The 22,210-nt window shown below is 57.5% G+C and carries 15 protein-coding genes; 9 read left to right on the forward strand and 6 right to left on the reverse strand.

Going from position 1 to position 22,210, the window contains the following annotated elements; all coding sequences use genetic code 11:
- Positions 1 to 47: 47 nt before the first annotated feature.
- Entirely contained in the window at positions 48 to 1,694 is a 1,647-nt protein-coding gene (locus DC28_RS12265) for a DUF5312 family protein (RefSeq protein WP_052078857.1), read from the reverse strand.
- Positions 1,695 to 1,758: 64 nt separating this feature from the next.
- Between DC28_RS12265 and DC28_RS12270 the strand changes: the two genes are divergently transcribed.
- From DC28_RS12270 to DC28_RS12295, 6 genes are all read left to right on the forward strand, one after another.
- Entirely contained in the window at positions 1,759 to 3,120 is a 1,362-nt protein-coding gene (locus DC28_RS12270) for an aminotransferase class I/II-fold pyridoxal phosphate-dependent enzyme (RefSeq protein WP_081942190.1), read from the forward strand.
- Positions 3,120 to 4,445, forward strand: coding sequence for a hypothetical protein (locus tag DC28_RS12275; protein WP_037549169.1), 1,326 nt, complete (start codon positions 3,120 to 3,122; stop codon positions 4,443 to 4,445). Before DC28_RS12270 ends, DC28_RS12275 begins: the two co-directional genes overlap by 1 nt.
- A gap of 28 nt (positions 4,446 to 4,473) precedes the next feature.
- Positions 4,474 to 5,574 (forward strand): hypothetical protein, encoded by a 1,101-nt coding sequence (locus DC28_RS12280; RefSeq protein WP_037549171.1) that lies wholly within the window; start codon positions 4,474 to 4,476, stop codon positions 5,572 to 5,574.
- A complete protein-coding gene (locus DC28_RS12285) occupies positions 5,564 to 6,316 on the forward strand; it encodes a fumarylacetoacetate hydrolase family protein (protein WP_238565821.1) in 753 nt (250 codons plus the stop codon). The genes DC28_RS12280 and DC28_RS12285 overlap by 11 nt, the downstream gene beginning before the upstream one ends.
- Before the next feature lie 278 nt (positions 6,317 to 6,594).
- A complete protein-coding gene (locus DC28_RS12290) occupies positions 6,595 to 6,801 on the forward strand; it encodes a zinc ribbon domain-containing protein (RefSeq protein ID WP_037549174.1) in 207 nt (68 codons plus the stop codon).
- A 412-nt stretch (positions 6,802 to 7,213) separates the two neighbouring features.
- Positions 7,214 to 8,203 carry a DUF1295 domain-containing protein gene (locus DC28_RS12295; protein WP_052078858.1) on the forward strand — a complete coding sequence of 330 codons (990 nt, stop codon included), beginning with the start codon at positions 7,214 to 7,216 and terminating at the stop codon, positions 8,201 to 8,203.
- Positions 8,204 to 8,414: 211 nt separating this feature from the next.
- Here the strand turns inward: DC28_RS12295 and DC28_RS12300 are convergent, their stop codons facing one another.
- Complete coding sequence (locus DC28_RS12300; protein WP_037549176.1) at positions 8,415 to 9,770, reverse strand: PorV/PorQ family protein; 1,356 nt, start codon at positions 9,768 to 9,770, stop codon at positions 8,415 to 8,417.
- A 12-nt stretch (positions 9,771 to 9,782) separates the two neighbouring features.
- Entirely contained in the window at positions 9,783 to 11,402 is a 1,620-nt protein-coding gene (locus tag DC28_RS12305) for a hypothetical protein (protein ID WP_037549182.1), read from the reverse strand.
- Positions 11,403 to 11,663: 261 nt separating this feature from the next.
- Here DC28_RS12305 and DC28_RS12310 point away from each other — a divergent pair, with 261 nt between their 5' ends.
- The gene (locus DC28_RS12310) at positions 11,664 to 14,066 is read left to right on the forward strand and encodes an SLBB domain-containing protein (protein ID WP_081942182.1); all 2,403 of its coding nucleotides are present in this window, start codon (positions 11,664 to 11,666) and stop codon (positions 14,064 to 14,066) included.
- 274 nt (positions 14,067 to 14,340) lie between these two features.
- Here DC28_RS12310 and DC28_RS15805 read toward each other — a convergent pair whose 3' ends face one another.
- Positions 14,341 to 15,303 (reverse strand): GGDEF domain-containing protein, encoded by a 963-nt coding sequence (locus DC28_RS15805; RefSeq protein WP_052078859.1) that lies wholly within the window; start codon positions 15,301 to 15,303, stop codon positions 14,341 to 14,343.
- A gap of 250 nt (positions 15,304 to 15,553) precedes the next feature.
- Between DC28_RS15805 and DC28_RS12320 the strand changes: the two genes are divergently transcribed.
- The gene (locus DC28_RS12320; RefSeq protein WP_037549187.1) at positions 15,554 to 16,201 is read left to right on the forward strand and encodes a hypothetical protein; all 648 of its coding nucleotides are present in this window, start codon (positions 15,554 to 15,556) and stop codon (positions 16,199 to 16,201) included.
- 281 nt (positions 16,202 to 16,482) lie between these two features.
- The gene (locus DC28_RS12325) at positions 16,483 to 18,528 is read left to right on the forward strand and encodes a hypothetical protein (protein ID WP_037549189.1); all 2,046 of its coding nucleotides are present in this window, start codon (positions 16,483 to 16,485) and stop codon (positions 18,526 to 18,528) included.
- Positions 18,529 to 18,780: 252 nt separating this feature from the next.
- Here the strand turns inward: DC28_RS12325 and DC28_RS15810 are convergent, their stop codons facing one another.
- Together DC28_RS15810 and DC28_RS12335 are read right to left on the reverse strand one after the other, a co-directional pair.
- The gene (locus DC28_RS15810; protein ID WP_052078860.1) at positions 18,781 to 20,091 is read right to left on the reverse strand and encodes a hypothetical protein; all 1,311 of its coding nucleotides are present in this window, start codon (positions 20,089 to 20,091) and stop codon (positions 18,781 to 18,783) included.
- Complete coding sequence (locus DC28_RS12335; protein WP_081942184.1) at positions 20,084 to 22,093, reverse strand: DUF1538 domain-containing protein; 2,010 nt, start codon at positions 22,091 to 22,093, stop codon at positions 20,084 to 20,086. Before DC28_RS12335 ends, DC28_RS15810 begins: the two co-directional genes overlap by 8 nt.
- Positions 22,094 to 22,210 lie beyond the last annotated feature (117 nt).

Below are 22,210 nucleotides of genomic sequence, written 5' to 3' on the forward strand. Positions count from 1 at the left end.
CAAGGGTGGGGGGAGGTTTGTAAAAAGTTACAGGGTTTTGCGCACTATCAAAAGTCCTCCTCCTCGATTTCCGAGGCTTGGGCTCGGCTAGCAGCCTCAACCTGAGCAGCCTCCTCCTCCGCAACCGAGGGGTCAACCGCACCGGATTTGGCGAACATCTGCAGCAACTGAATGAAATAGTATAATCTTTTATACACCTCACCCATACGCTGCTTCAGGGGCTCTTCACTCAGAGACTCCAGTTCCTTCCAGTTGATTATTAGCTCATGGTTAGGCCGGTCCAAATCTTCCAGGAGGGATTTGATCCCCTTTCCGAAAGAAATCAGGCTGTTGGCTGCTTCAGCCACAATTTTCTGGGCGCGGATGTTGATCTCCTCCACCATGGTCCGAACCGGTCGCGCGGTTGCTTCGTCCCGCTCAATCACCCTGCCGACCAAACGCTTAAGCTTTTGTCCGATCTCGCCTTCCTCACCCAGACTCTCATCGAAGGCGAGCAGAGTATCCGAAACCTCAAGCACCTTGTAATAATGATCTGACATCTGCTGGCTCAGCACATTCGTCGTCCACTTACCCCGTACCAGGAGCAAGTCCTCCAGCTCCCTCACATCCTTCTTGAAAAAGTCCAGCAGAAAGGCCTTGAGATAGTTAATAGGCACGGTGTACTGGTAGCTCACACCCAGCTTTTTGGAAAAAGACATATTCGCCCGGTCGGTGTAGTACTTTACCCGGGGGGTGACAGGCCCGCCGAAAATCACCTGAATAAGCTTCTCCACCTTAGCTCCGCGTTTTTCCTGGACAATCCTCTGGATAATCTGCTCGGTCTGGGTCTTCAGCCTGTTCAGATACGATTCAACAATCCGTTCGCCGGGGACCCGCAGCACGGGCTTGTAGTAGGGATCCTCGGATACGTGCTGAACCACCAGGGTTAGCACCTCGGCATGGACAATATTCTTTACTATCTGGGTTACCCGTCCCCATCCGGCACGGTTTACCACCTCTACTCCCTTGTAGAGTTTAAGAATTTCAAAAACCGTATCCCAGTCCGCATCCTTGTCGATGGGCAGGGCAACCTCCAGAAAATCCTTCAGGTCGTCGGCAATATACTCCCCGTTAATGGCTTCAAACTTGGGCGATCCGGAGACATCCCCCTCAGAGAGGGTGGAATCAAACTTTTTCAGGGTAAAGTAGTAATCGAACCGCACGAAGTTGGAGAACCGGAGGATCAAATTGTAGGTACTGTTGATCCGTTTCACCAGGTTGGAATCGAAGGATCCGAAAAAAGTCAGCATGTCGTCCTTGAGCTTGCTCGCCAGGAATTTAGGATCCATGGTCTTGGCAAGCTCCCGGATGGCAGGCTCACTCAGGCCGTCCCGGAGGGCAGTCATGGAATCGTTCAGAAAATAATCGATGGTTATCTCACGCAGGGCATGGCTGGACTCAGCGTTTTGCATCAGACTGGATGCGCTGGCGGTTACCTTGTATATCTCGAAAAAGAGCTTCGCCAGCTGGGGCAGGGCCATCTCGCCCTTGGGTTTATAGAACTTGAACCGGAGCTTGCCAAGGTCTTTACCGATTTGTTTCAGTAGGCGCCGTTTTTCCCGTTCGGGATCGTTTCCACCCATAAAAAGCTGAACGATCCAGCCCAATAGTCCGCCGCCCTCGCCGGATTTATCTGATTTGCCATCTATAGCCATGATAATAACCTATGTCAATTATATGGGCTTGTCAATTAACAGTGCCCTGGGTATTCTATGGCCTATGAATAGCCTGGCCCAAGACCTGAACCGGCAGCTCCAGGGCAGTATTGCCGAGCGCCTGTTATCGGACCTGGGGAAACGAATGTTTTTCCCCAAGGGTATCGTTGCTCAATCAGCGGAGGCGGCAGCCCACGCGAAGCGCTTTAACGCCACTGTCGGCATGGCCCTGGGATCGGGACAGCCCCTGATGCTGCCCAGCCTGCAGCACCTGGTTCCCGGTTTAACCAGCCGCGAAGCAGTAGCCTACGCCCCCACCGGCGGCCTTCCGGTGCTCCGGGGTCTCTGGAAGGATCAGATCCTTTCAAAAAACCCCAGCATCGTCTCCGGGGAAGCCATCAGCCACCCCATGGTAGTTCCCGGCCTGACTGCAGGGATCTTCCAGGCTGCCGAGCTCTTCCTCAATCCCGGTGATGTAGTCCTTATTCCGGATATGTTCTGGGGCAATTACCGCCTCGTGATAGAAGGCCGCCGTCAAGCGGTCATCGAGGAATTTCCCTTCTTTACCGCTCAAGGCACCTTCAACCAGGAGGCATTCTCCCAGGCCCTGGAAACGGCAGCAGACAAGACCGACAAAATTACCGTCATGTTGAACTTTCCCAACAACCCCTCGGGATATACCCCCACCCGCCAGGAAGCCGCCGCAATCGTCCAAGCCTTGACGGCCCAGGCAGACCGGGGCACAGACATCCTGGTGATAACCGATGATGCCTATTTCGGGCTCTTCTTTGAACCCGAGTGCGAACGGGAGAGTATCTTCGCTAAGCTGGTAACAGCCCATCCTAGGATTTTGGCCATGAAGATCGACGGAGCCACCAAAGAGGACCTGGTATGGGGCTTCCGGGTAGGCTTTGTTACCTTCGGAAGCCGGGACATGACCCAGCCCCAGTACGAAGCCCTGCTGCAAAAGCTCATGGGCTCCATCCGCAGCTCGGTATCCAGCAGCCCCGGAATAAGCCAACACCTGCTCATTAAAACCCTTCAGGCTCCGGACTACCAGAAGGAAAAATTATCCTTTGAGCAAACCATGAAGGAACGCTACCTGGCGGTCCGCCAGGTGCTGGAAACCCCCGAAGCCCAGGATGCCCGCCAGTACCTGGAGCCCCTGCCCTTCAACTCCGGGTACTTCATGAGCTTCCGATGCCAGGGATTCTCTTCGGAAGACCTGCGCCTGGCCCTTCTGGACCAGGGCATCGGCACCATATCCATCGCCGGCACCTTCCTTCGGATTGCCTTCTCCAGCATCGATGCCCAGGACATCCCCGAGCTATACAACGAGCTTTTCCGCACTGCCGCCCGGCTGGGTGGTACAAACACAACCCAAGGAAGCAAAACCGAACAAGACGAAACCAAGGACCGCCGTTAATGCAGGGGTTCTGGACAAGAATTCTCCGGGGCGGCTTGCGGGCAGGTCTCAAAGTCGCGGCAGGAATTCTGTCCGCGAGTGTGATTCTCGCCGGCTGCGGATCGGATCAAGCCCCTCAAACCCAGGGCCCGCTAATCTTAACCGACAACCCCGGGGTAATTCTGGCAGCTCAGGCCTATAACGCCCTAGGTCAAGACCCCCCGATCCGGATAGAGGTTGCCGAAGCGGCTGACGGCGGATTGGTTCCCCACATGAGAACCATGAGTCCCCGTCCCGACGGCATCATCAGCAATCAGCACCTCTACCCCCAGAGTTTGAGCCTCTTTGCATCGGTAAACTCCCTGATTACATCCCTGAACCGCAGCCCGGCCGATTATCCTCCCCGTGCCTTGGTTATGGATCCTGAAGCCCAAAGCTACGTTGCCCTTCCCCTATCGGCAACCCTGCCTGTAGTGGTCTACCGGAAAAACGATCCCTCTATGGCCGGCCGCCGTCGAATCACCCTGGAAGAACTTGCTGCTCTTGCCCGGGAATATAACACCCTGGAAGACAACCGATTGATACGAGCCGGCTTCCTGCCCACGAATAATCCGGCGTTTCTCTATGCTGCCGCCCAAATTTTCAAGGTTGATTTTAAGGCCTCGGTGCTGGAGCACCGCCTGTCCTGGAACCCTTCTGCCTTTACGGCGTTCACAGAGTTTCTGCGGGGCTGGTTTGATCCCGAAGAGGTCGCCCTGGAACAGCAGCGGCGTTTCGAACAGGAGCTGGCCTATGACCCCTGGCATATCATGGTCAGCGACGGACGCCTGAGGTTTACCCTGACCTCCTTTCAAGAGTACTACAGCATCCCCAGCGTTCTCCGCCAGAACCTGGCATATGCCTGGTTCACCGGCGGACAAAATCACCCTGGAATTCCCCTCTATTCCCAACCGGTATCCGCCTCGATCCTCAAGACCAGCACCAACCAGGACCGGACCCTGAACTTTTTTACCTGGCTATCCTCCCCCGAGGGCATTCAAGCCCTCTACGACCTGTGGATCGATCAGCAGATGCCCGGCCTTTCCTACCTGGGAGGGTTTCCGATCACCCCCATGGGTCAAACAACCTGGGCCAGCACCTACTTCCCCGGGCTGGAAAACCCAGTGCCGGGTCTGGATGAACTAGTATTTTCAGAAATTTTGCCCAGCCAATGGAAAAAGATGAAGCAGGAAGTAATTTTACCCCAGATAATAGCTAATATACGGGCTCCTGAAAATACAAGCACTTCTCAGGATACCCTCATCCAGGAGCTTGAACGCTGGCAGCGGTTGTATCGCCAGGAATAACAGGTATAGTATTGAGTGAGGATTCCCAATGCACGAATTCAATCAACGAGCCCAAACCATTGAGCAGATCATCCTTGACCTGGGACAGCTCATCGTCCCTTGGGCACGCGAGCAACGTCTAGATAAACCAATCTACCGGATCATCCAGCGCTATGCTGCCCGGTTGGGAGAAGACGCAGAGCTCTGGCAGGACCAGTTCGGCGAATTATTGCTGCTCTACCACACCCTGAACCATCCGAACAGGATCAGCATGATCTTGAAGGCAGAAAAGGACGGGGACTTCCCCAGACCCTTTACCGGTGATGAGCTGCAGATGCTGAATAACCTGTTGCATTACCAGTCCCTGATCTGTCGGTTTTACACCCTCCAGGATGAAATGCACCCCGACATCTACCATGTGAGCGAAGCGGTCAGCGGACATGACTATGTAGTAGTCAGTCCCCAGCTCCGGCAGGCAGTAGAGGGAAACAGGACTCTGATTCTGTCCGTCCTCATTCCCGTGGGAATCAGTCCTCCGCCGGCAGACCATCCTCTGGATGCCCCCTGGGAGGACGTTCCCGGGTTTACCCCCCTGGGCCAGTTCGCCGCCTTCGGTACCTATACCGAAAACGATGTGGAGTTTTTCGGCAACGCCCTCGCCGGTCGCAGCCTGAGCCGCAGTCAATTCGGCCCCTTCATCGGGGAACATCTGCCGGAGTGCATCTTCCTCAGCGGGCTGGCGACCCCGACGGCCGATCACCCAGCCATGGCGCAGCGGCTCTATCTGGCAGACTTTACCGTTCCCGAACCGGGAATTGACATCGCCCCGCTGGAAGACCAATTCGAGGTTCAGCGCAGGGGAGACTGGTCCTACGGGCGGGCAACCCTCGCCCTTCAAGAAGCCCAGGACGCCGATAAGGAAGCCCCCCACACCATGGAATTCTTCTACCATAAAAAAAACCGCCACACCATCATCCGGGCAGTGGACCACGATGCCTTTCTCACCCTCATTCAGCTTCTGGGAGTGCAATCCCTGGCGGTCCCTCCCCAGATCGACGCCAGTATGGGCATGATATCAGCCGTCCAACTGCTAATGGACAAACCCTTCCCGGGAGACTACATCGCCAAGGAGTTTGACAGTGAGTTCTAGCACGACCCCATCCTCTCAGCCCATCATCCTTCCTGTTCTGGGCAGCCGAGAAAGCTATACAATAAATCCCGGAAAAATCATCGCCGTCGGCTTGAACTACCGTGACCATGTAAAGGAGAGCCTCACCTTTAACAATGAGGATCTGGATGCTCCCGCTGAACCGGTACTCTTTGCCAAAACCCCCAACGTCCTGGTAGGACCGGGTCAGCCCATCATCATTCCCGAGTATTTAACCGAGTATCACCCCAACCCCCGGACAGATTACGAGGCTGAGCTGGCCATCATCATCGGCCAACCATGTTCCCGCCTACCCTCGGAAGAAGCCCGGGAGGCAATATTCGGATTCACCTGCTTTAATGATGTCAGCCAGCGAAACATCCAAAAAAGTGATCCCTCGGGTTGGTTCCGGGGCAAGAGCCTGGACAGCTTCGGCCCCATCGGCCCCGCAGTGGCTACCCTCGAATACCTTGCATCCCAGAATCTGGACCCTCAGAACCTCGCCATCGCCGCCCGGCTGAACGGCCGCACAGTACAGTCCTCCAATACCAAACACATGATCTTTACCCTGGAACACATCATCAGCTTCATCAGCCGTCATATCCGCCTGGAACCCGGCGATATCATTGCCACCGGCACCCCCAGCGGTATCGGTGCCCTCAACCCCGGCGACACCATCGAAATTGAGATCCAAGGCATCGGCACCCTCTCCAATCCCGTGGACGGCCCGCTAAGAAGCGCATAGCCTGTTGATAGTGCGCAAAAGGTTGTAACATTGTACCCCGACGACACCACCCAGGGGGAACTTATAGGTTGCCCCACTATATCTGGTGTCGTTTACAGGCTTTTGCGCACTAAGGAATTCTCACACTCATGAAGCAAGCCCATCAAACAACGCACTCCCCCATTTTTCCACAAAGAGCCGAATAATCCCCTCCGCCGGGGGTACAATCCTCATCCAGGTGCCGAACACCGGCACAGAACCCCAGGCCCCCGGGCCACATATTAAGGTAAGGAGCAACTATGGATCGCGGATGGACCTGTCCGAAATGCGGATGTCAAGAATACGACCTGGATCAATTCCAGGCAACAGGCGGCACCTTTGCCAAGTTATTCGATGTGCAAAACAAGAAGTTCCGCACTGTCAGCTGTGCCGATTGCGGATTCACCGAAATCTACCGCAGCAAAACCAGCGGCGCCTCAAATATATTCGATTTCCTAACCAACTAGAACGCCCCAGGTACCGGGCCGGCAGTACCGCTGATGCACCCTCGTGGGCTTCATGCACCGGCCACCCGGGCCGGGCACAGCTTGAGGCGATACCGTCGGCCTGCCCCGCCGGCCGTTCCCAGCCCGGGGGAGGCACGCCATTCCAACCCGGAGGCACGCCGTTCCCGGCCCGGGGGGGCACGGCAGAGACACAGAACCGCCGGCGTTCCAGCACCGGCCTGCCCAATCTACAGCCGCGGGAACCCTTACAAGCCCTGGGTAGTGTGCAAAAGGTTGTAACCTACGCCAGATATAGCGTCGTGGATCGGGAGCTAACCCAGGGATAGTGTCGTAGAGGCGAAAAGTTACAACCTTTTGCGCACTAGGAAAAATCAAGCTGCAACTTCCCCGGCCTCCGGGTATACTGGAAGCCATGAAACAGCTCATCGCATTTGTACTTGGACTTTTCGCAGTAAGCCTTATCGGCCTATCGGTTGTCTCGGGATTCGAAATCGGCCCCTGGCTTACCGCCGCTTCGGGCCTGGAAATCGTCAGCCTGCTTGCCCTCTGCTTTGCCCTGACCGCCTTCGGCTTCGGCCTGGCCACGGGGGACTACAGCTGGGTTGACCGCCTGTGGAGCACCGCACCCATCCTCTTCGCCTGGATCTACGCCGCCAAATCCGGCTACGGTCCCTGGACCACCCTGGCAGCCTTTTTCGTATCCCTCTGGGGTGCCCGGCTCACGTTTAACTTCGCCAGGCGGGGCGGCTATTCGGGCAGCGAGGACTACCGCTGGCCGATCCTCCGGGACCGCATCAACAACCCCTGGCTCTGGCAAATCTTCCATCTTTTCTTCATCTGCCTGTATCAGGTGGGGCTCTTCATCCTCTTTACCATGCCCTTATCTATTCTTTCCCAGGCGGATTCCAATGCCCTAACTCCCCTGGGACTCTCTGCAATCCCCGGCCTTCCCCCTGCGGCCTTCCTCACCGCCATCCTTCTCCTGGGGATGCTCGTCTATGAAACCCTGGCAGATCAACAGCAGTGGAATTTCCACCGGATTAAAACCGCATACCGCCAGGGCCAGGACATCTCGGGCCACCCCTGGGAACAAGACGCCCGGGACGGCTTTCTGCACTCCGGCCTCTTCGCGTTAAGCCGGCATCCCAACTACTTCGGGGAACTGGGCTTCTGGTGGGCCATCTACCTGCTCGGCGCGGCCTCCCAGGGAACCCTGCTTCACTGGAGCATCATCGGCCCGGCCATGCTCACCCTGTTATTCATCGGCAGCACGATTTTTACTGAGGGCATAACAGCCTCAAAATACGAGGCATACCGGACCTACCAAAAAACCACATCTCCCATCATTCCCTGGATGGCCGGTTCCCCCCAGGCCCAAACGACCCGGAACAACAATACCTAAATCCGCCGATCCTATGTTCGGCCCCGGACCGCTGAGTTTGCCGGAGTTTGCCGGAGTTTGTCGGCATCTGCCTAAAGCTGCCGGTGTCTACCTAAGGCTGCCGGAGTCGACCGAAGCGTCGGAAGCCACCCGCAGGAATAAGGCCGAGTCACACGGCATAAAAAAAGCTCCCGGAACCTACCGGGAGCTTTTTTTGTGTTAAAACCCATATCTACAGACGGAAGAGCACCTCCACCTGCATTGTGGTAAAGAGCTGCTTCTTCTCCTCATCCGTCAGGCTGCCTGAAGGCGGCATGAGAACCACATCTGCCGGGAAGGTGGCAGCCATGTTAATCTCTCCGAAGAGCAGACGACCGCCGAAGCCCACGGTATACTCCCCTTCCCAGGGAGAGAAGGCACCGAATGCCTCGCCCAGGGTTCCGGGCAGGTTCTGGGTGTAACCGAGGCGTAGATGGCTGGTTAGAACCCGGGCAATATTGAAGCCTACCTCAATGCCGGCGTTCAGCTGACGCTTGGTCTGGCTGCCGATGTTTTTTAGGTCTCCCGCCAAAGCCAGGTTCAGGAAGTTCCAGTCCTCATCGTGCTTGCTGTTGGTCGGGGTCCAAGAAACACCCACCGAAAGGGTCTCAAAGATGCCCTTGGCATCCACCCCGGTTCCCTCGGGATCCAGGAAGAACAGCAGGTTATCCAGGTAGGCCCCTGCACTGAGTTTTCCCAGGGTAAAGAGGGCGCCGATTCCCAACTCAAAGTGGTTGGTCGTTTCTTCCCCCTCGGGAACCCCCATGAACAGGAACTTAAACAGGTCTTCCGGGGGACCGTACTGGAAATCCTCCGCCGTATAATCCAGGGTAAAGAGGCCGCGGTTGTAGTACTTCACATTGGCACCCAAGGCCACCGGGCCCAAATTGAACCCCAGGCCGCCGACTACCCCGAGCTTCCGGACCACCGAAACACCCAGGGGGGTTTCAGGACCGGAGTAGGTGTCTTCGGTCAGGAAGTCCATGGAGAACTCGCTGATGGTAGAAACACCGAAACCCTTCTCGGCGTAGGTTACCCGGGGAATCATGGTCAGGTAGCTGGTACCCTGGGCGAAGTTGTAAAACTCGTAGGTCTCCTGGTAGGTCATGTAATCCTGGATTGCCTGCTTTTTACTTTCCGGGTCCTCGGGATCATAGGGAAAACCGTAATCTGCAGGGTCGAAGGGAACAGTGGCATTCAGAAAATCGTCCCAATAGACGTACTCCATGGGGGCGTCGGGATTCCAGGAACTGTAATCCTCGTAGACATAGGGCAAATCACCCTGGTCCGAGAGCACCCGCTTGGTCAATTCAAAATCAGCTCCGGCGCCGATGACCAGACTGGAATGGTCCAGGTAGCCCAGTCCCGCAGGGTTCAGGAACAGACTGTTCGCATCATCGGCCAACCCGGTGTAGGCCCCGGCCATACCCCGCACCCGGACATCCCCGGAGGTCTGACCCCAGAGAGGCAGGGCCAAGACCAGGGCGAGAACGACTACTACCGCGACCCGGAAGCCGGATTTCTTCGTATGTATCTGTAATTTCATCATGGTCATTTCTCCTTATTCCAGCACGTAGGCAGAGAGGTTATCCACAAAGAACCCCTTGCCGGTGCCCCAGCCGTTGCTGAAGAACCGCAGCTCCACACTGAACCCGCTGTCGGGAAGATCCCAGCCGGACATGGATATGGTTTCCCGGAACCAGCCGCCCTTCTCCGCTATGTCCTGGGGTCCCCACCAGGAGGTAAAGTACCGGGTACTTCCCCATGGGTCATCAGGAACGACCTCCAGCTGAACGTAATCATAGTATCCGTAATCCAAATCCTTGAAGCGGTCGAAGCTGAGTACCAGGTTCTGGTTATCGGTAATCGCCTGGGCCTCGGTATCGCTGAGGCTGAATAGAACGGCGCTGTCGTAGCGGTTTGCTTCGTAGGGGGATTCAAATCCAGGCTCCGCACCCAAGCCGAGTACCCATCCGGTGGAATCATCAGGGGACGGGGGAACCTGCGTCCCACTATTCAGGGTGCCCAGGTACCAGTTGCTGTCCCCGGGTTCTGTGAGCAGGTTGAAGCCGTCGAAGGTCTCATTGTCTAGGATAGTCGTAATCGGATAGCCCCGGTAGTAAGTCTCGGTGTACTGGTAGGAACCGCCCTGGACGGAGAAGCCGATCCAGGTATTGGCCGAACCTGGGATGTGCACCAGCTGGGAACCTCCTGAGGTGTCCACATACCAGGGATCACCCGAAGGTTCAAATATGATGCGCCATGTCAGCTTGCCATTGTCATTTTCCGAGGCATTCGAATCATCCAAAACCGGAGTACTCCAGGGAACGCCATCTACCTGGACCTGGGTAAATTCTTCACCCTCTCCAGGACTGTATACTAATGTGTACTCCTGACCGCCCCAACTCTCCTCGGCTGAGAACTTCAGTCCAGGCGTGGGCAGGATAACCGGGGTGTACTCATAGTCATGGCCGGGATTGTTCTCATCGTAATAGAGGCCGGTAATCTTCGAGCGCCCGATTCCCCGGGGCAGGGAGCTCGGGAAGGTAAACTGGCTTGCGCTGTAATCATTGGGCCTAACCGCTGAATAGGCACTCTCGGTCCTGACGGTATGATAGGTATAGGCGTCTTCGGAGTGGGCATAGCCGTCGGCCACCATGACCTCCAGGGCATCAACGTCCTTATTCGGATCATAGTCCCAATTATAATTAGGATCATCGGTCTTATCCCCGTCCAGACGCTCGGGCCAGAGTTCAGGAACGATGTAGTTCCGGGCCAGGTAGCCCAGGTCAAATTCCAGAACCACCGGATCGCTCCCCTCAACATAAAAGACCGCAGGATCAATCCGTTTTCGTGCGGCGGGGTAAAACGAAGCGTCGCCGCCGTAGCCGTAATTATCTCGCGCGGGCATGAGCCGCAGCCACAGGAACAGGTCCGTGGGCAGAGAAAGGGGCACGCCGTCGGCTTCCTTTTTCGCCACGGTTTCCTGCCAGGTTTCCCAATTCAGGCTGACCTCGGCACGGATAACCCGGCCTTCTTGGCTCAGAGCCACTGAATACACCCCCTCGGCACCGGATATTCCATCCTGGTACTCAATGAAGTCGCATCCGCTTACCAATAAAACAGCCGCCGCCAGGGCGCCCAAAACTAGGGCGCGGGCGGATATTCGTGTACGTTCCATACTCTAAGTATACCCCCGGGCCATGGAATTTTTCCTGAGTCAAGAACTTTTTCCGGTCAATCTTCCAGGGTGATTCCAAGGCCCGTGTACTCCCCCCGCCCCCTTACTGTATACAAAAAAATACCATGGCCTACCGATCCCTATATAACCAAGATTGGTTAGCCCCAAGCAGGCTCCCCGGGGAATCTTCAACTTGCGGCGCCCCATGGAATAAGGTACAGTAGTGCTCTAAGCCAGAATCCACATAAAGGTATACGCATCATGACTATAGGATATAAATCTTTCGTCCTAAAACCGGTTTTCTTAGTGCTTCTGCTTGCAACCGCGGTAATCATGCCAAGCTACTCTCAAACCGCTGTCCCAGGCCAGACTACCCTCGAAACGGACAGCTCCGGCAGCGATGCCTCACCGGTCACCATTGCCTCCCTGGACGACCGGCTGAACCTCGCCAATACCCTGCCGGATTACCTGGTAACCCCCGGAGACACCTATGCCCTGAGCATGGCCGCCGGAGGAGGCATATCCAGCGGCCTGAACCGCTTGGAACTCTTTGTTGAAGAAGATTATACCGTCAATATGGCCTTCCTCGGCCAGGTTAACGGCCGGGGAAAGACCTTCTCTCAATTGAAGCAGGAAATTCTCGGCATCGTCCGGCGCGCCTACCCCCAAAGCAGTCCCGCCCTGGTATTAACCGGCCTGGGAAACTTTGAAGTCACCCTAAAAGGAAGCGTCACCAGCGCAGGGATTATCCGGGCAGACGGACTCACCCGGCTCTCGGCTATCCTCAGCTCCCGGCTGCTGCCCTACTCCAGCAACCGGAACATCACCATTACCCATCGAAACGGACAAACCAACCAGGCCGATCTCTTCCTCTTCAGCCGTACCGCAGATCCGGCCATGAACCCCTACCTGCGCCCGGGCGATGAGATTGTAGTACCCCGGGCGGATCGCAGGGTCACCATCTCCGGCAGCGTATACCGTCCGGGCACCTACACCCTGCTGCCCGGAGAAACCTTTGACGACCTGATTCACCATTACGGCGACGGCCTGCTTCCCCAGGCCGATCTATCCAACGTTACCAGGACCCGCACCCAGGAACGGGTGACCAGGGATTATCTTGATCTCTCCAATCCCTCCGCCCAGACTGCCCTGGCCATTATTAACCAAGATGAGTTTGTTATCCCCTCCCATGAGGTAAACCAGGATCTTTACTACGTTGAGGGAGCCCTGGACGTCTTAAAGATTGAAAACGAGGGCCAGGAGGTGCTCCGGGCAGAGAGTACGGAAGGCACAGCCAAACCCTGGTACCGGCAATCCCGGCGGCTCATCACCGGCCTCTCCCTGCAAGACGTGGTCCGAAGTATCTTCCCCTATCTAACCCAGGATGCCGCCCTCAAAGACGCATACCTGTTAAAGAGCCAGGCCGAGGAGCCCCTACCCGTGGATATTCCTGAGGTGCTGGTCGGAAAATTCGGCCAGAACATTACCATTGAGCCTGGAGACCGCCTGGTTATCCCCTACGCCCAGACCTTCACCGTTCTCGTCCGGGGAGCGGTAGAAACCTCAGGACTGGTGAGCGTCAGCGGATACACCCGGTTAAGCGATGTTATATCGTCCCACCTCTTGGAAACCTCCAGCACCCGGAACATCCTGCTGGAACGGGCAGACGGCACCCGCCGTACCCTGGACCTCTTCCAGTACACCCGCTACGGTGACGTCACCCAAAACCCCTACATGCTCCCCGGGGACAGCATCACTATTCCCCGGGCGGAACGAAAGGTAACCATCTCCGGCAGCGTATACCGTCCGGGCACCTACACCCTGCTGCCCACAGATACCCTGACCGATCTCATCGAGCGCTATGCAGAGGGAATGCTGGACGACGCCGACCCGGTCAACGCCAGCGTCATCCGGAACAACCGGGAGCAGATCAAAGAGTTCATTAACCTGTCCATCGGCCAGGAGATAAACGCCATCCCGGTATTGAACCTGGACGCATTTACCATTCCCAGCGTGAACGTCCGCCAGTCGGTATTCTTCATCGAGGGAGCCCTCAGGGCGGAGCGCCTGACCACCACGGAAAGTTCAGACGCCCGGGTAACCGCAGCGGGCCTGGAGCCCTGGCTCCGGGAACGGAAGGACTTTATACCCGGAACAAACCTCCAGGACGCGGTGCGCCAGGCCTATCCCCTCCTGGCCCAGCAGGCCGCCCTGGGCGAAGCCTACCTGGTAAAAGCATCCTCGGACGAGCATATTCCCGTTAACTTTATTGAAATGCTCCTGGGCGAAGGCGGCCGTACTATCACCATCGAACCCTACGACCGTCTGGTTGTCCCGTACCGGCAGTTCTGGGTGAATGTCCAAGGGGCGGTAAACAGCCCGGGATTCATTCCCTTCGTCGAGGGCCGGGGCGTGGACTACTACATCGATGTTGCCGGGGGTGTAAATCCCCAGGCAGGCTCGGGATCCTACGAGCTGCGCACCTCCGGGGGCGATAAAAAGAAACCCGGCGAACCCGTGCAGCCCATGGACACCGTCCACGTCCACCGCAACAATGTTAACGCTAGCATCGGCCCCACCCTGGGAACCATCGGCACCGTCCTGGGCATCGTAGGATCGGTACTGTCCCTGGTTACCACCATAATCAGCCTAGCAAATCCGTAATCAGCCCGAGCAACTAACCCGGGGTGCGGCTGCCCGGAGTTAGCGGCTGCCCGAAGTTGACATTGCAAGGCAACGGCAGCCCGAGGTTGACATAGCAGGGCAGCGGCTGACTGGGGTGCGGCCAAGCCCGGGCCTCCCCAGACCCACAACCTTGGACAGCCAATCCTTGTCCGGGACAGGCCCATCACGGTCAAGCCCGCCGAGGCGCGGGCTGCCCGGGGTGGACATTGCAGGACAACGGGTGCCCGGAGTACACAACAGATCACCGGGTATTTCACAGAGACCGGGCAATAACTACCTTGTTCCGCCCGGTTTCCTTCGCCCGGTACAGAGCAGCATCCGCCCGGGCAACCCATGCATCAATCACCTTCTCATGGTACTCCCGGGTTTCGGCCTGAAGCTCCGCCACCCCCATGCTCACCGTCAGCCGAAAGCCGAAGATAGCCTCGGACTGCCCCTCCACCAGGCGGCGCAGTTTTTCTGCTAGCCGGCCGGCCTCGGAGCCCGGTATCCCCGGTGAAATTATGGAGAACTCCTCTCCCCCGTAGCGGCAGGGAACGTCGTGGGCCCGCAGGTTGTCCTTCAAGAGCCCGCCGAGCCCCCGGAGCACATCATCACCGGCCTGATGCCCCCGGCGATCGTTCACCGCCTTGAAAAAATCTATATCCACCATAATCAGACTCACCGGCGACCGGTACCGCAGGGATCGCTGAGCCTCAGACCGGATCTGCTGGTCGTAGAACCGCCGGTTGTACAGCCCCGTCAGGGCATCCACATTCGCCGCAGCGTGCATCTGATCCCGGGACTTGTTAATCAGCCGCTTCAGACCGAAGATCTCCTCCCGCATCCTGCCGCCCCCCGCAGCCTCATCTAACAATCGCGCCATCCGATACTCCAGAAGCAGGGTGTCCTGGAGAAGCCGGGAGAACTCATCATCCTCACCCCGGCTATCCTGTTCAATATACACCAGGTTGAATGATCCTATGGTGATTCGATCGCCATCGCAAAGGCGTTCTTTTTGTACGGCCCTGCCATTCACCCGGGTACCATTTCTGCTTCCCCGGTCTATAATCCACCATCTGCCCTGGTCATACCACAGCTCTCCATGGTGCCGGGACACCGTAGGCTCTTCCAGAACAATATCGGCCTCGGGATTCCGGCCAAGGGAATACCGCCGATCCTTCTGCAGGGTCAGTTTTTTATCCAGGTAGTAGAGTCTGTAAACCATGATGTCCATCCCCCTAATTATAACTAAATAACTCGTTCTTTCTCTTGATATTCCCATACCCGGAAACTAAACTTTTTATATTACATTAAAAGTTTTAGGGGAGCACCTCTAAAAGCCTAGTATTGATTCCATAGGAAAAGTGGAAAGATTTTGTAGCATCTGCGAACCACCGAAATCGAATTATGTAAGCATCGCAAAGAATCTTGACAGCACAAAATATAGGAAACCAGGCAGTTTTAGAGGTGCCAAGGTAATTTATATGAAAAAGTACGTCTTACTGGTGATTATTATCTCCGGATGGATGATCCCGGCATATCCGGAAATCGTCCGGGGACGTATTGCCTGTTCAGACACCGATTTGCTGTACTCGGTAATACTGGCCGACCGAAGGGAACTAGGCCCCTATCGACCACAGGATGCCGCCTTTGAAATCTCCCTGCCCCGGGGCACAACCTCGGGCACCCTGATCTTCCACGGATTTGAAGAAGGCATTCAATCATTCTACGCGGACATCCAGCGGCCCTTTACCCCCCAGGACTATTTCCAAGCATCCTACTCCTTCCGAGTTCCCAGCGGCGCCGAAGCGGTGGACCTCGGCACCCTTCGGATGGGCATCCTGCAGTTCCGAATTCAGCAGAGCGAAGAAACAGCGGCTCAGACCACCACCCTCCAGCCCGGTACCCCCATCCAGCTTGCCCTGCTCAAAGACGGCTACCCCACCTCGGTAAGCAGGATCATTCCCCTGGAACAGGAGTTTACCATCCGCTACCTGGTCTGGCCCGGTGCAGCCTACAGCCTGGCCTTTCTGGACCCCGAGGCAAGCCAAGCCTCCCGTCAGATAATTCAAAGCCAGAGCATCCGGGTAACCCAGGACTGCACGGTCCGCACGGTGTATTGGATTTATTAACCAGGGCCAGGGCATTATTGAAGACTGCGAGGTCACCGAACCCAACGGTAGCGACTTCTACTATTATTCCCTCAGCATCGGGGATGATGCAATCTTCCATTATTTCGAATAGGTTGAACGAATAATACGGATAAGGGCAGCTAGAAGAGCTGCCCTTTTTTTGTCGCAACGAAATGCAGTAATCCCCAAAAAATACGCATATTTGACTTTTCATTGAATCAATATGAAAGGGGGGGTATAATTACAGAAAGCATATTCATTTCGACGAAGGAGGCTTTGATATGAAGCGCATTGCATTAGCCGTATTCATGGTTCTTCTCCTGGCAGGCGGGCTCAGCGCCCAGCAGGAGACATGGATTGACACCTCAGGATTGCCCCGGGGCATGCTCATTGATGTAACCCAGGGACTCATGTACGACGAGTGGGACATTATCTTCCGGTCCCCGGCGGAGCTGTCCAACTACTCCGGCATCGGGGTGTACACCGCCTACGGCAACTACGACGACCCCGGGTACACGGTAAATCCCTTTTCTACCACGACCGTAAACACGGGGAATTTCGGTGATTTCCAACTTGGATTCACCACGGATATTCTGGGCATGCGGGCAGGTATTCTGGGAGGATTCACCCGGACCACTATCGGTAAAATCACTATCACTGAGGACTTGACACCCTCGGTAAACCCCACCACTAACTGGCAATACAATAGGACAGTAAATGCCGACGGAGAGCCCGACGGAACCGCCGACTACAGCTATACCCAAGCCATAGATGTTTCCAACTTTAGTCAGAATCACTCTAACAAATGGATCCTCGGACTGGACCTGGGCCCCATCGGTGCCAGCCTGCTCTTTAGTCACAGCGATGTCCGGGAGTTTATGGGCGGAACCACCTCCTACACCTGGACCAAGGGATCAGACAACGATTTTACCACCCCCAATGACCAGATAACATCCTTTACCACCGAGTACGGCGGTAATGAGGGGAAAAACGTTGTGGTAAGCGATACCGGAAGTTGGGATCTCATGATTTTAGGGGATCTGCCCCTGAGCCTCTTCGGGGAAGGAACCCCGGTTACCGCAAGCCTCGAGATTGGCTACGAACCCAACAGCCCCAGCGATATGCCGGTTACCACCACCCTGACCACTACAAACGTTACCGGGGCTGCCAACGCCGAACAGAACAGCACCCTGACAGTAACCTCCAGCACATTAGATCTCTTGGGCGACGCCAAAACATTTGGAGGTAACCCCGGTACTATTCCTCCTCCAGTTGAGTGGATCGATAGTATATTCAGTGTTGTGGATGCTACCCGGGACGAGGCTAGCCTTCTTGCCCTTGCTGATAGTGGTCTCGCTAAACAGCGTGCCCAGAATCCCGCCGAGTCAGCCGGAGGCACCTTCAGCCTGGGTATTAATGCCAAAATGGATCCCCGGTTCTCCCTCTCGGAGATTGTGGCCCTGCGAACCCGGGCCGGTATCGGCTACTCCATCGCCAGCGGCGAAACCACCACAAATGAGTCCTACAGCATCAGCCTGGATCTAGCCAACGGCGCAGCGGACCTTTCCAGCTACACAAATAGCAGTACCAAGACCGCCAAGGATACCATTATTACCAACACCTTGAATCCCGAACTTGCAGGTATTTTGGAATTTACCACAGCCAACGACCGCCTGGCTCTGAGCACCGGGCTGGTATACCACCCTACCTTCGAATTCGAGGCAACCACAAAGGCGAATGAGGTTACCACCACCAACTACAGCTGGACCGATGCCACCAACACCGATCCCGATGCTGTAGCAGCCACCACTGCAAACAATATTGAAACTCGAGCAGCCCAGGGAAGCGCGGTTGTAACCGAAACCACTGTCTTCGCCGATAAAGATACCCACAACACCTACGAGCAAACCCTGACCATTCCTGTGGGAGTGCGCCTGGACATCGTACCCCAGAAGTTCCAGCTCTTCGGGGGCTACCGCTTGGACCACACCGCAACCACTCATGTGTACACCGCAGCAGGTTCTACTACCACAACGGTAACTACCGTAAACAATGTCGCCGGCACCACGGTAAGTCCCGATCCGGCGGATACTGCGGTTAGCACGACCAAGGATGAGGTAACCACCCAAAAGACCACCAGCACCTGGACAGGCTCCATGGACTTTATGCTCCGCTGGATGCCCCTGGAGAACATGACCATCGACCTGATCGGTACCGGGATTATGAACGCCCTGAATTTTGATTTTCTCGGCGGAAACACTGGGAACAATGTGAACTTCGATAGAATTCTCTCTAACCTCCGACTGAGCGTTTCCTTCCGCTTCTAAGCAGGGTTCTTAGAGAACACGGAAGACACCAACCGGCAGAGCAATCTGCCGGTTTTTTTTGTCGTGTGCAAAAGGTTGTAAACAACACCAGATATAGCAGCTCCAGCCGAGGGGCACACCACAGGTAGCGGCGTCAGCACCGAAAGTTACAACCTTTTGCGCACTAAGCAAAGATTTTGGATCTTCCTGAGTGTTATAGATACCTGGACCTTGCTCCGCAAACCAGGGACAGCCGCCCCCCAAGGAATGCGCCTAGGAGCCGGACTGGTAGGTGTAGGAAGCCGGGGCCTGGATGGTTTGCAGAGATTCCAATGCAATACCGGTGAGGTGCTGGGCCTGCCAGATTTGGGACAGGATGCCCGGCAGGGATAGACTGGGAACGGTCATGGTGATGCGTTCCCGGGCGGCATTGCTGGTGCGGGAGCCGGGGAGCAGGCTGTGGGGGCCCAGGCGGGAGTACCGGGCGGTGGTGGCTCCCGGAGCGCCGGCGGACATGGCGGCCTGGACGAAGGCCGAGCCCTTGCCCTCCTCGCAGATGAAGCTGACCTCGGATCCGGCACCCCGAATCTGCAGGCCCTCGCTGCCCGGGGAGCGTACCCGGCGGCGCCAGGCGGTCCCGCCGTTGAGCTGGTCCAGGGTGGCGATGATCTGATCCAGGCTGGCGGCACGGCTCTGGTAGCCGATCTGTACCCGGGTATCCGGTAGGGCCTGGTAGACCGGCACGGCGTAGAGAAAGCCCTGGCCGGGACGGTTGAGCCGGGCGATTTCCACACACTGGCTGATTACGGCTTCTTGATCCATCTCGGGAATCAACACCTGGACTATTTCCTTATCGTTGGGAACGGTAATCCGCAATAGGCCCAGGCGATCCCGGAAGCCGGTTCCGGCTCCCAGAGTAACCAGAGGCACGGAGGTTCCCAGATCCAGCATGACCCGGGCAAGACGTTCCCCGCTGCCGGGCATGGACAGAATACAGGTGAGCAGGCTCAGACCGCCCAGACTCCCGGGCAGGTGCTGCACCGGATCCGGGCGGCCGGCAGCCCGGGCTGGGCCGGTTTTGTCGGCTCCTGGGGCGGTTGCGCCGGGTCCGGGGGGGCCTGGGTTTTGGAAGGCATCCGTATTGGGGGTCTGGGGGGATTGGGCGGAGCGACCCGGGGCCCGGTCGGCAGGTTCTGCAGGGGCTATGGGGCCAAGCGCCCCGGCGGAGGGAACATCCAGGGGAAGGTACTCCTTGGCGTGTTGCAGATAGAGGCTGCCCCGGCCGGGGATGGAGAGGTCAAGGTGCTGGTAGAGGCCGGCCAGGAGGTCGGGGCTGTCCTGGGGTTTGAGGATGCAGGTGAAGACGTCCGAGGGACTGTCATCCAGGCGGGATAGTACGCCGGGCAGCAGGCGGCGCTTATGCACCCGCCGGCGGACTACCCTGCCGCTTTGTTGGTAGAGCAGGTGAATCCCCCTGGAACGAAGCCAGGATGCGGCCTCGGATCCGGCCCGGTGGTTGGTAAAGAGGGTCAGGCGGTGGACCGGGGAGGGCTCGGGGAGCTGGGGGGCAAGGGAATCAAGCATGGGGAACCTCCTCGGTTTCTGCCAGGATGGCGCGGCGGCGGATCCGGGCCAGGATTCCGTAGAGCAGAACGGTAATGACGGGGCAGAGGGAGGCCAGGGCCAGGATGCCGAAGCCGTCGGAGACCCCGAGGGCGGTGCCGATGCCCAGACCGAGGGAGAGGACCAGAGGTACTGTTACCGGTCCGGTGGTAACACCCCCGGCGTCCCAGGCGATGCCGACGAAATCATCCTCGCTGAAAAGGGTCAGAATCAGGGCCAGGCCGTAGCCGGGCAGCAGCAGGTTCAAGAGGGGTATGGCGTACACAATCCGAAGCACCCCCAGAACCAGTCCGAACCCCACACCCAGAGAGACCACGGCGATAATCGCCTTGGCCCGGAGGGTACCGACAGTCATGGTTTCCACGGTTTTACCCATGGCCGCCAGGGCGGGCTCAGCCAGGGTGGAACCGTAGCCCAACCCGAAGGCGAAGACCAACACCACCCCCAGCCCCCAAACCGCCGGGGGCAGCCCCAGGGGAATCTGGGCGGGTACGATGAGTTCGTAGAGCCCCAGGGAACGGTTATGATTCTCTTCCCGGTAGGGGTATACCTCCGTGCCCCCCGCACCGTGAATAATAACGAGCTGCTGGGGCTCGCCCTGGGGGGTGTAGCCCCGGACCACTGAGGTCTCGTCGAAATTACGCAGGGTACGCTGGACCGCCGGGGCCGGATCAAGCTGCTCGGGCAGACGCCGACCGATCTCATCACCCAGGGGCGAGAGCCCCAGAAGAATTCCGCTGGTAACCAGGACAAGCCCGAGGAAGGAAAGCACAATCCCCAGAGCCACCTCGTCCAGGTAGCGGGTCCGCTCCCGGAGCACCAAAAACAGCAGCAGACTCAGCACCCCCGCCAGGGGCAGGATGGCCCGGGCGGCTCCCCGGAGTTCCGTGCCGAGCAGCCCCAGGACGGCGCCACGGCTCTCCGCCGATTTGGGAATTGCAGCAGGGCGGTCGGCATACTGAGAGGATTCGCCCGGCGAATTCTGGGTTTGGGTTTGGGTTTGGGATGATTCCAATGCCAGGGCATAGTAGTGCCGGCCCTGGGGGGTACCCCGGTTTTCCAGGAGCTCGGGCAGCCGGTCCGAAGAAATAAGCCGGACCCGGCCGTCGAGAACCCCTTGAATAAAATCCTCCTCGGTGGAGGGGGCGGGCATGCCGGGGGAAAGGGCCAGGCCGAAGATGAGCACCGCCAGAACCGGCAGGGCGGAGGCCAGCATGACAACCCCAAAGCCCCCGGCGCTGCCCTGACCGGAGCCCCGGAACCGGGAAACCCCCATACCGAGAGCCAGAATCAGGGGGACGGTAACAACCCCGGTGGTAACCGCCCCGGAGTCCCAGGCAAGGCCCACGATCTGATCGCCCCCGGGCTGCCGGGCGGCAAACCAGGAAAGCACCAGAACCAGAGGCATGAGAATCACCACAAAAGGCTTTAAGGAAAGGAAAAAATAGAAGCGCAGCATCCCCAGGGCAACCGCCAAGCCCACCCCCGCTCCGATAACCAGGGACAGCTCCAGGGAGTAGCGCTCCAGGAGGGCGAAAAGGAGGGGGGAATCCCAGGGGGTAATAGCGCTGCCCGCGGTCCGCAGGGCCGAGATGGCAGGCTCGGCCAGGGTGGCCCCCACACCGAGCACCAGGGAGAAGGCTAGCACCGCCGCCAATCCGCCCCGGACCGGCAGAGTCAACCCGATGCGCTCTCCCAGGGGCATGAGGCCCAGGAAGATGCCCTCGAGAAAGAGGGTAAGCCCCAGAATGACGAAGCCGAGTCCCAGGGCCAGGAGCCCGGCGTTAACCAGGGGGGCCCGGAAAATGAGCACCTGGAACACCAGGAGGTAGGCGACGATAAAAAAGGTGGACCGAATCTGCTCGGCCAATTTGGTCCGCAGATAGGTGCCCACCATTCGAAGCGCCACAGGGGGCGCTATGGAAATTCGGTTCATGGTTACCTGCCAAAATGTTATGCGCATATCCTCGTTGCGCCGGTACCTACGAGCCGGAGGCCGGTGCCGGCCAGAAATACCCTAGAGCCTCACTGCGCACTAGGCATTCTGTTTAAGTTCGGCCTCATTGTACACTCTTCAGGG

The organism is Spirochaeta lutea, assembly GCF_000758165.1.
GTDB lineage: Bacteria > Spirochaetota > Spirochaetia > DSM-27196 > Salinispiraceae > Spirochaeta_D > Spirochaeta_D lutea.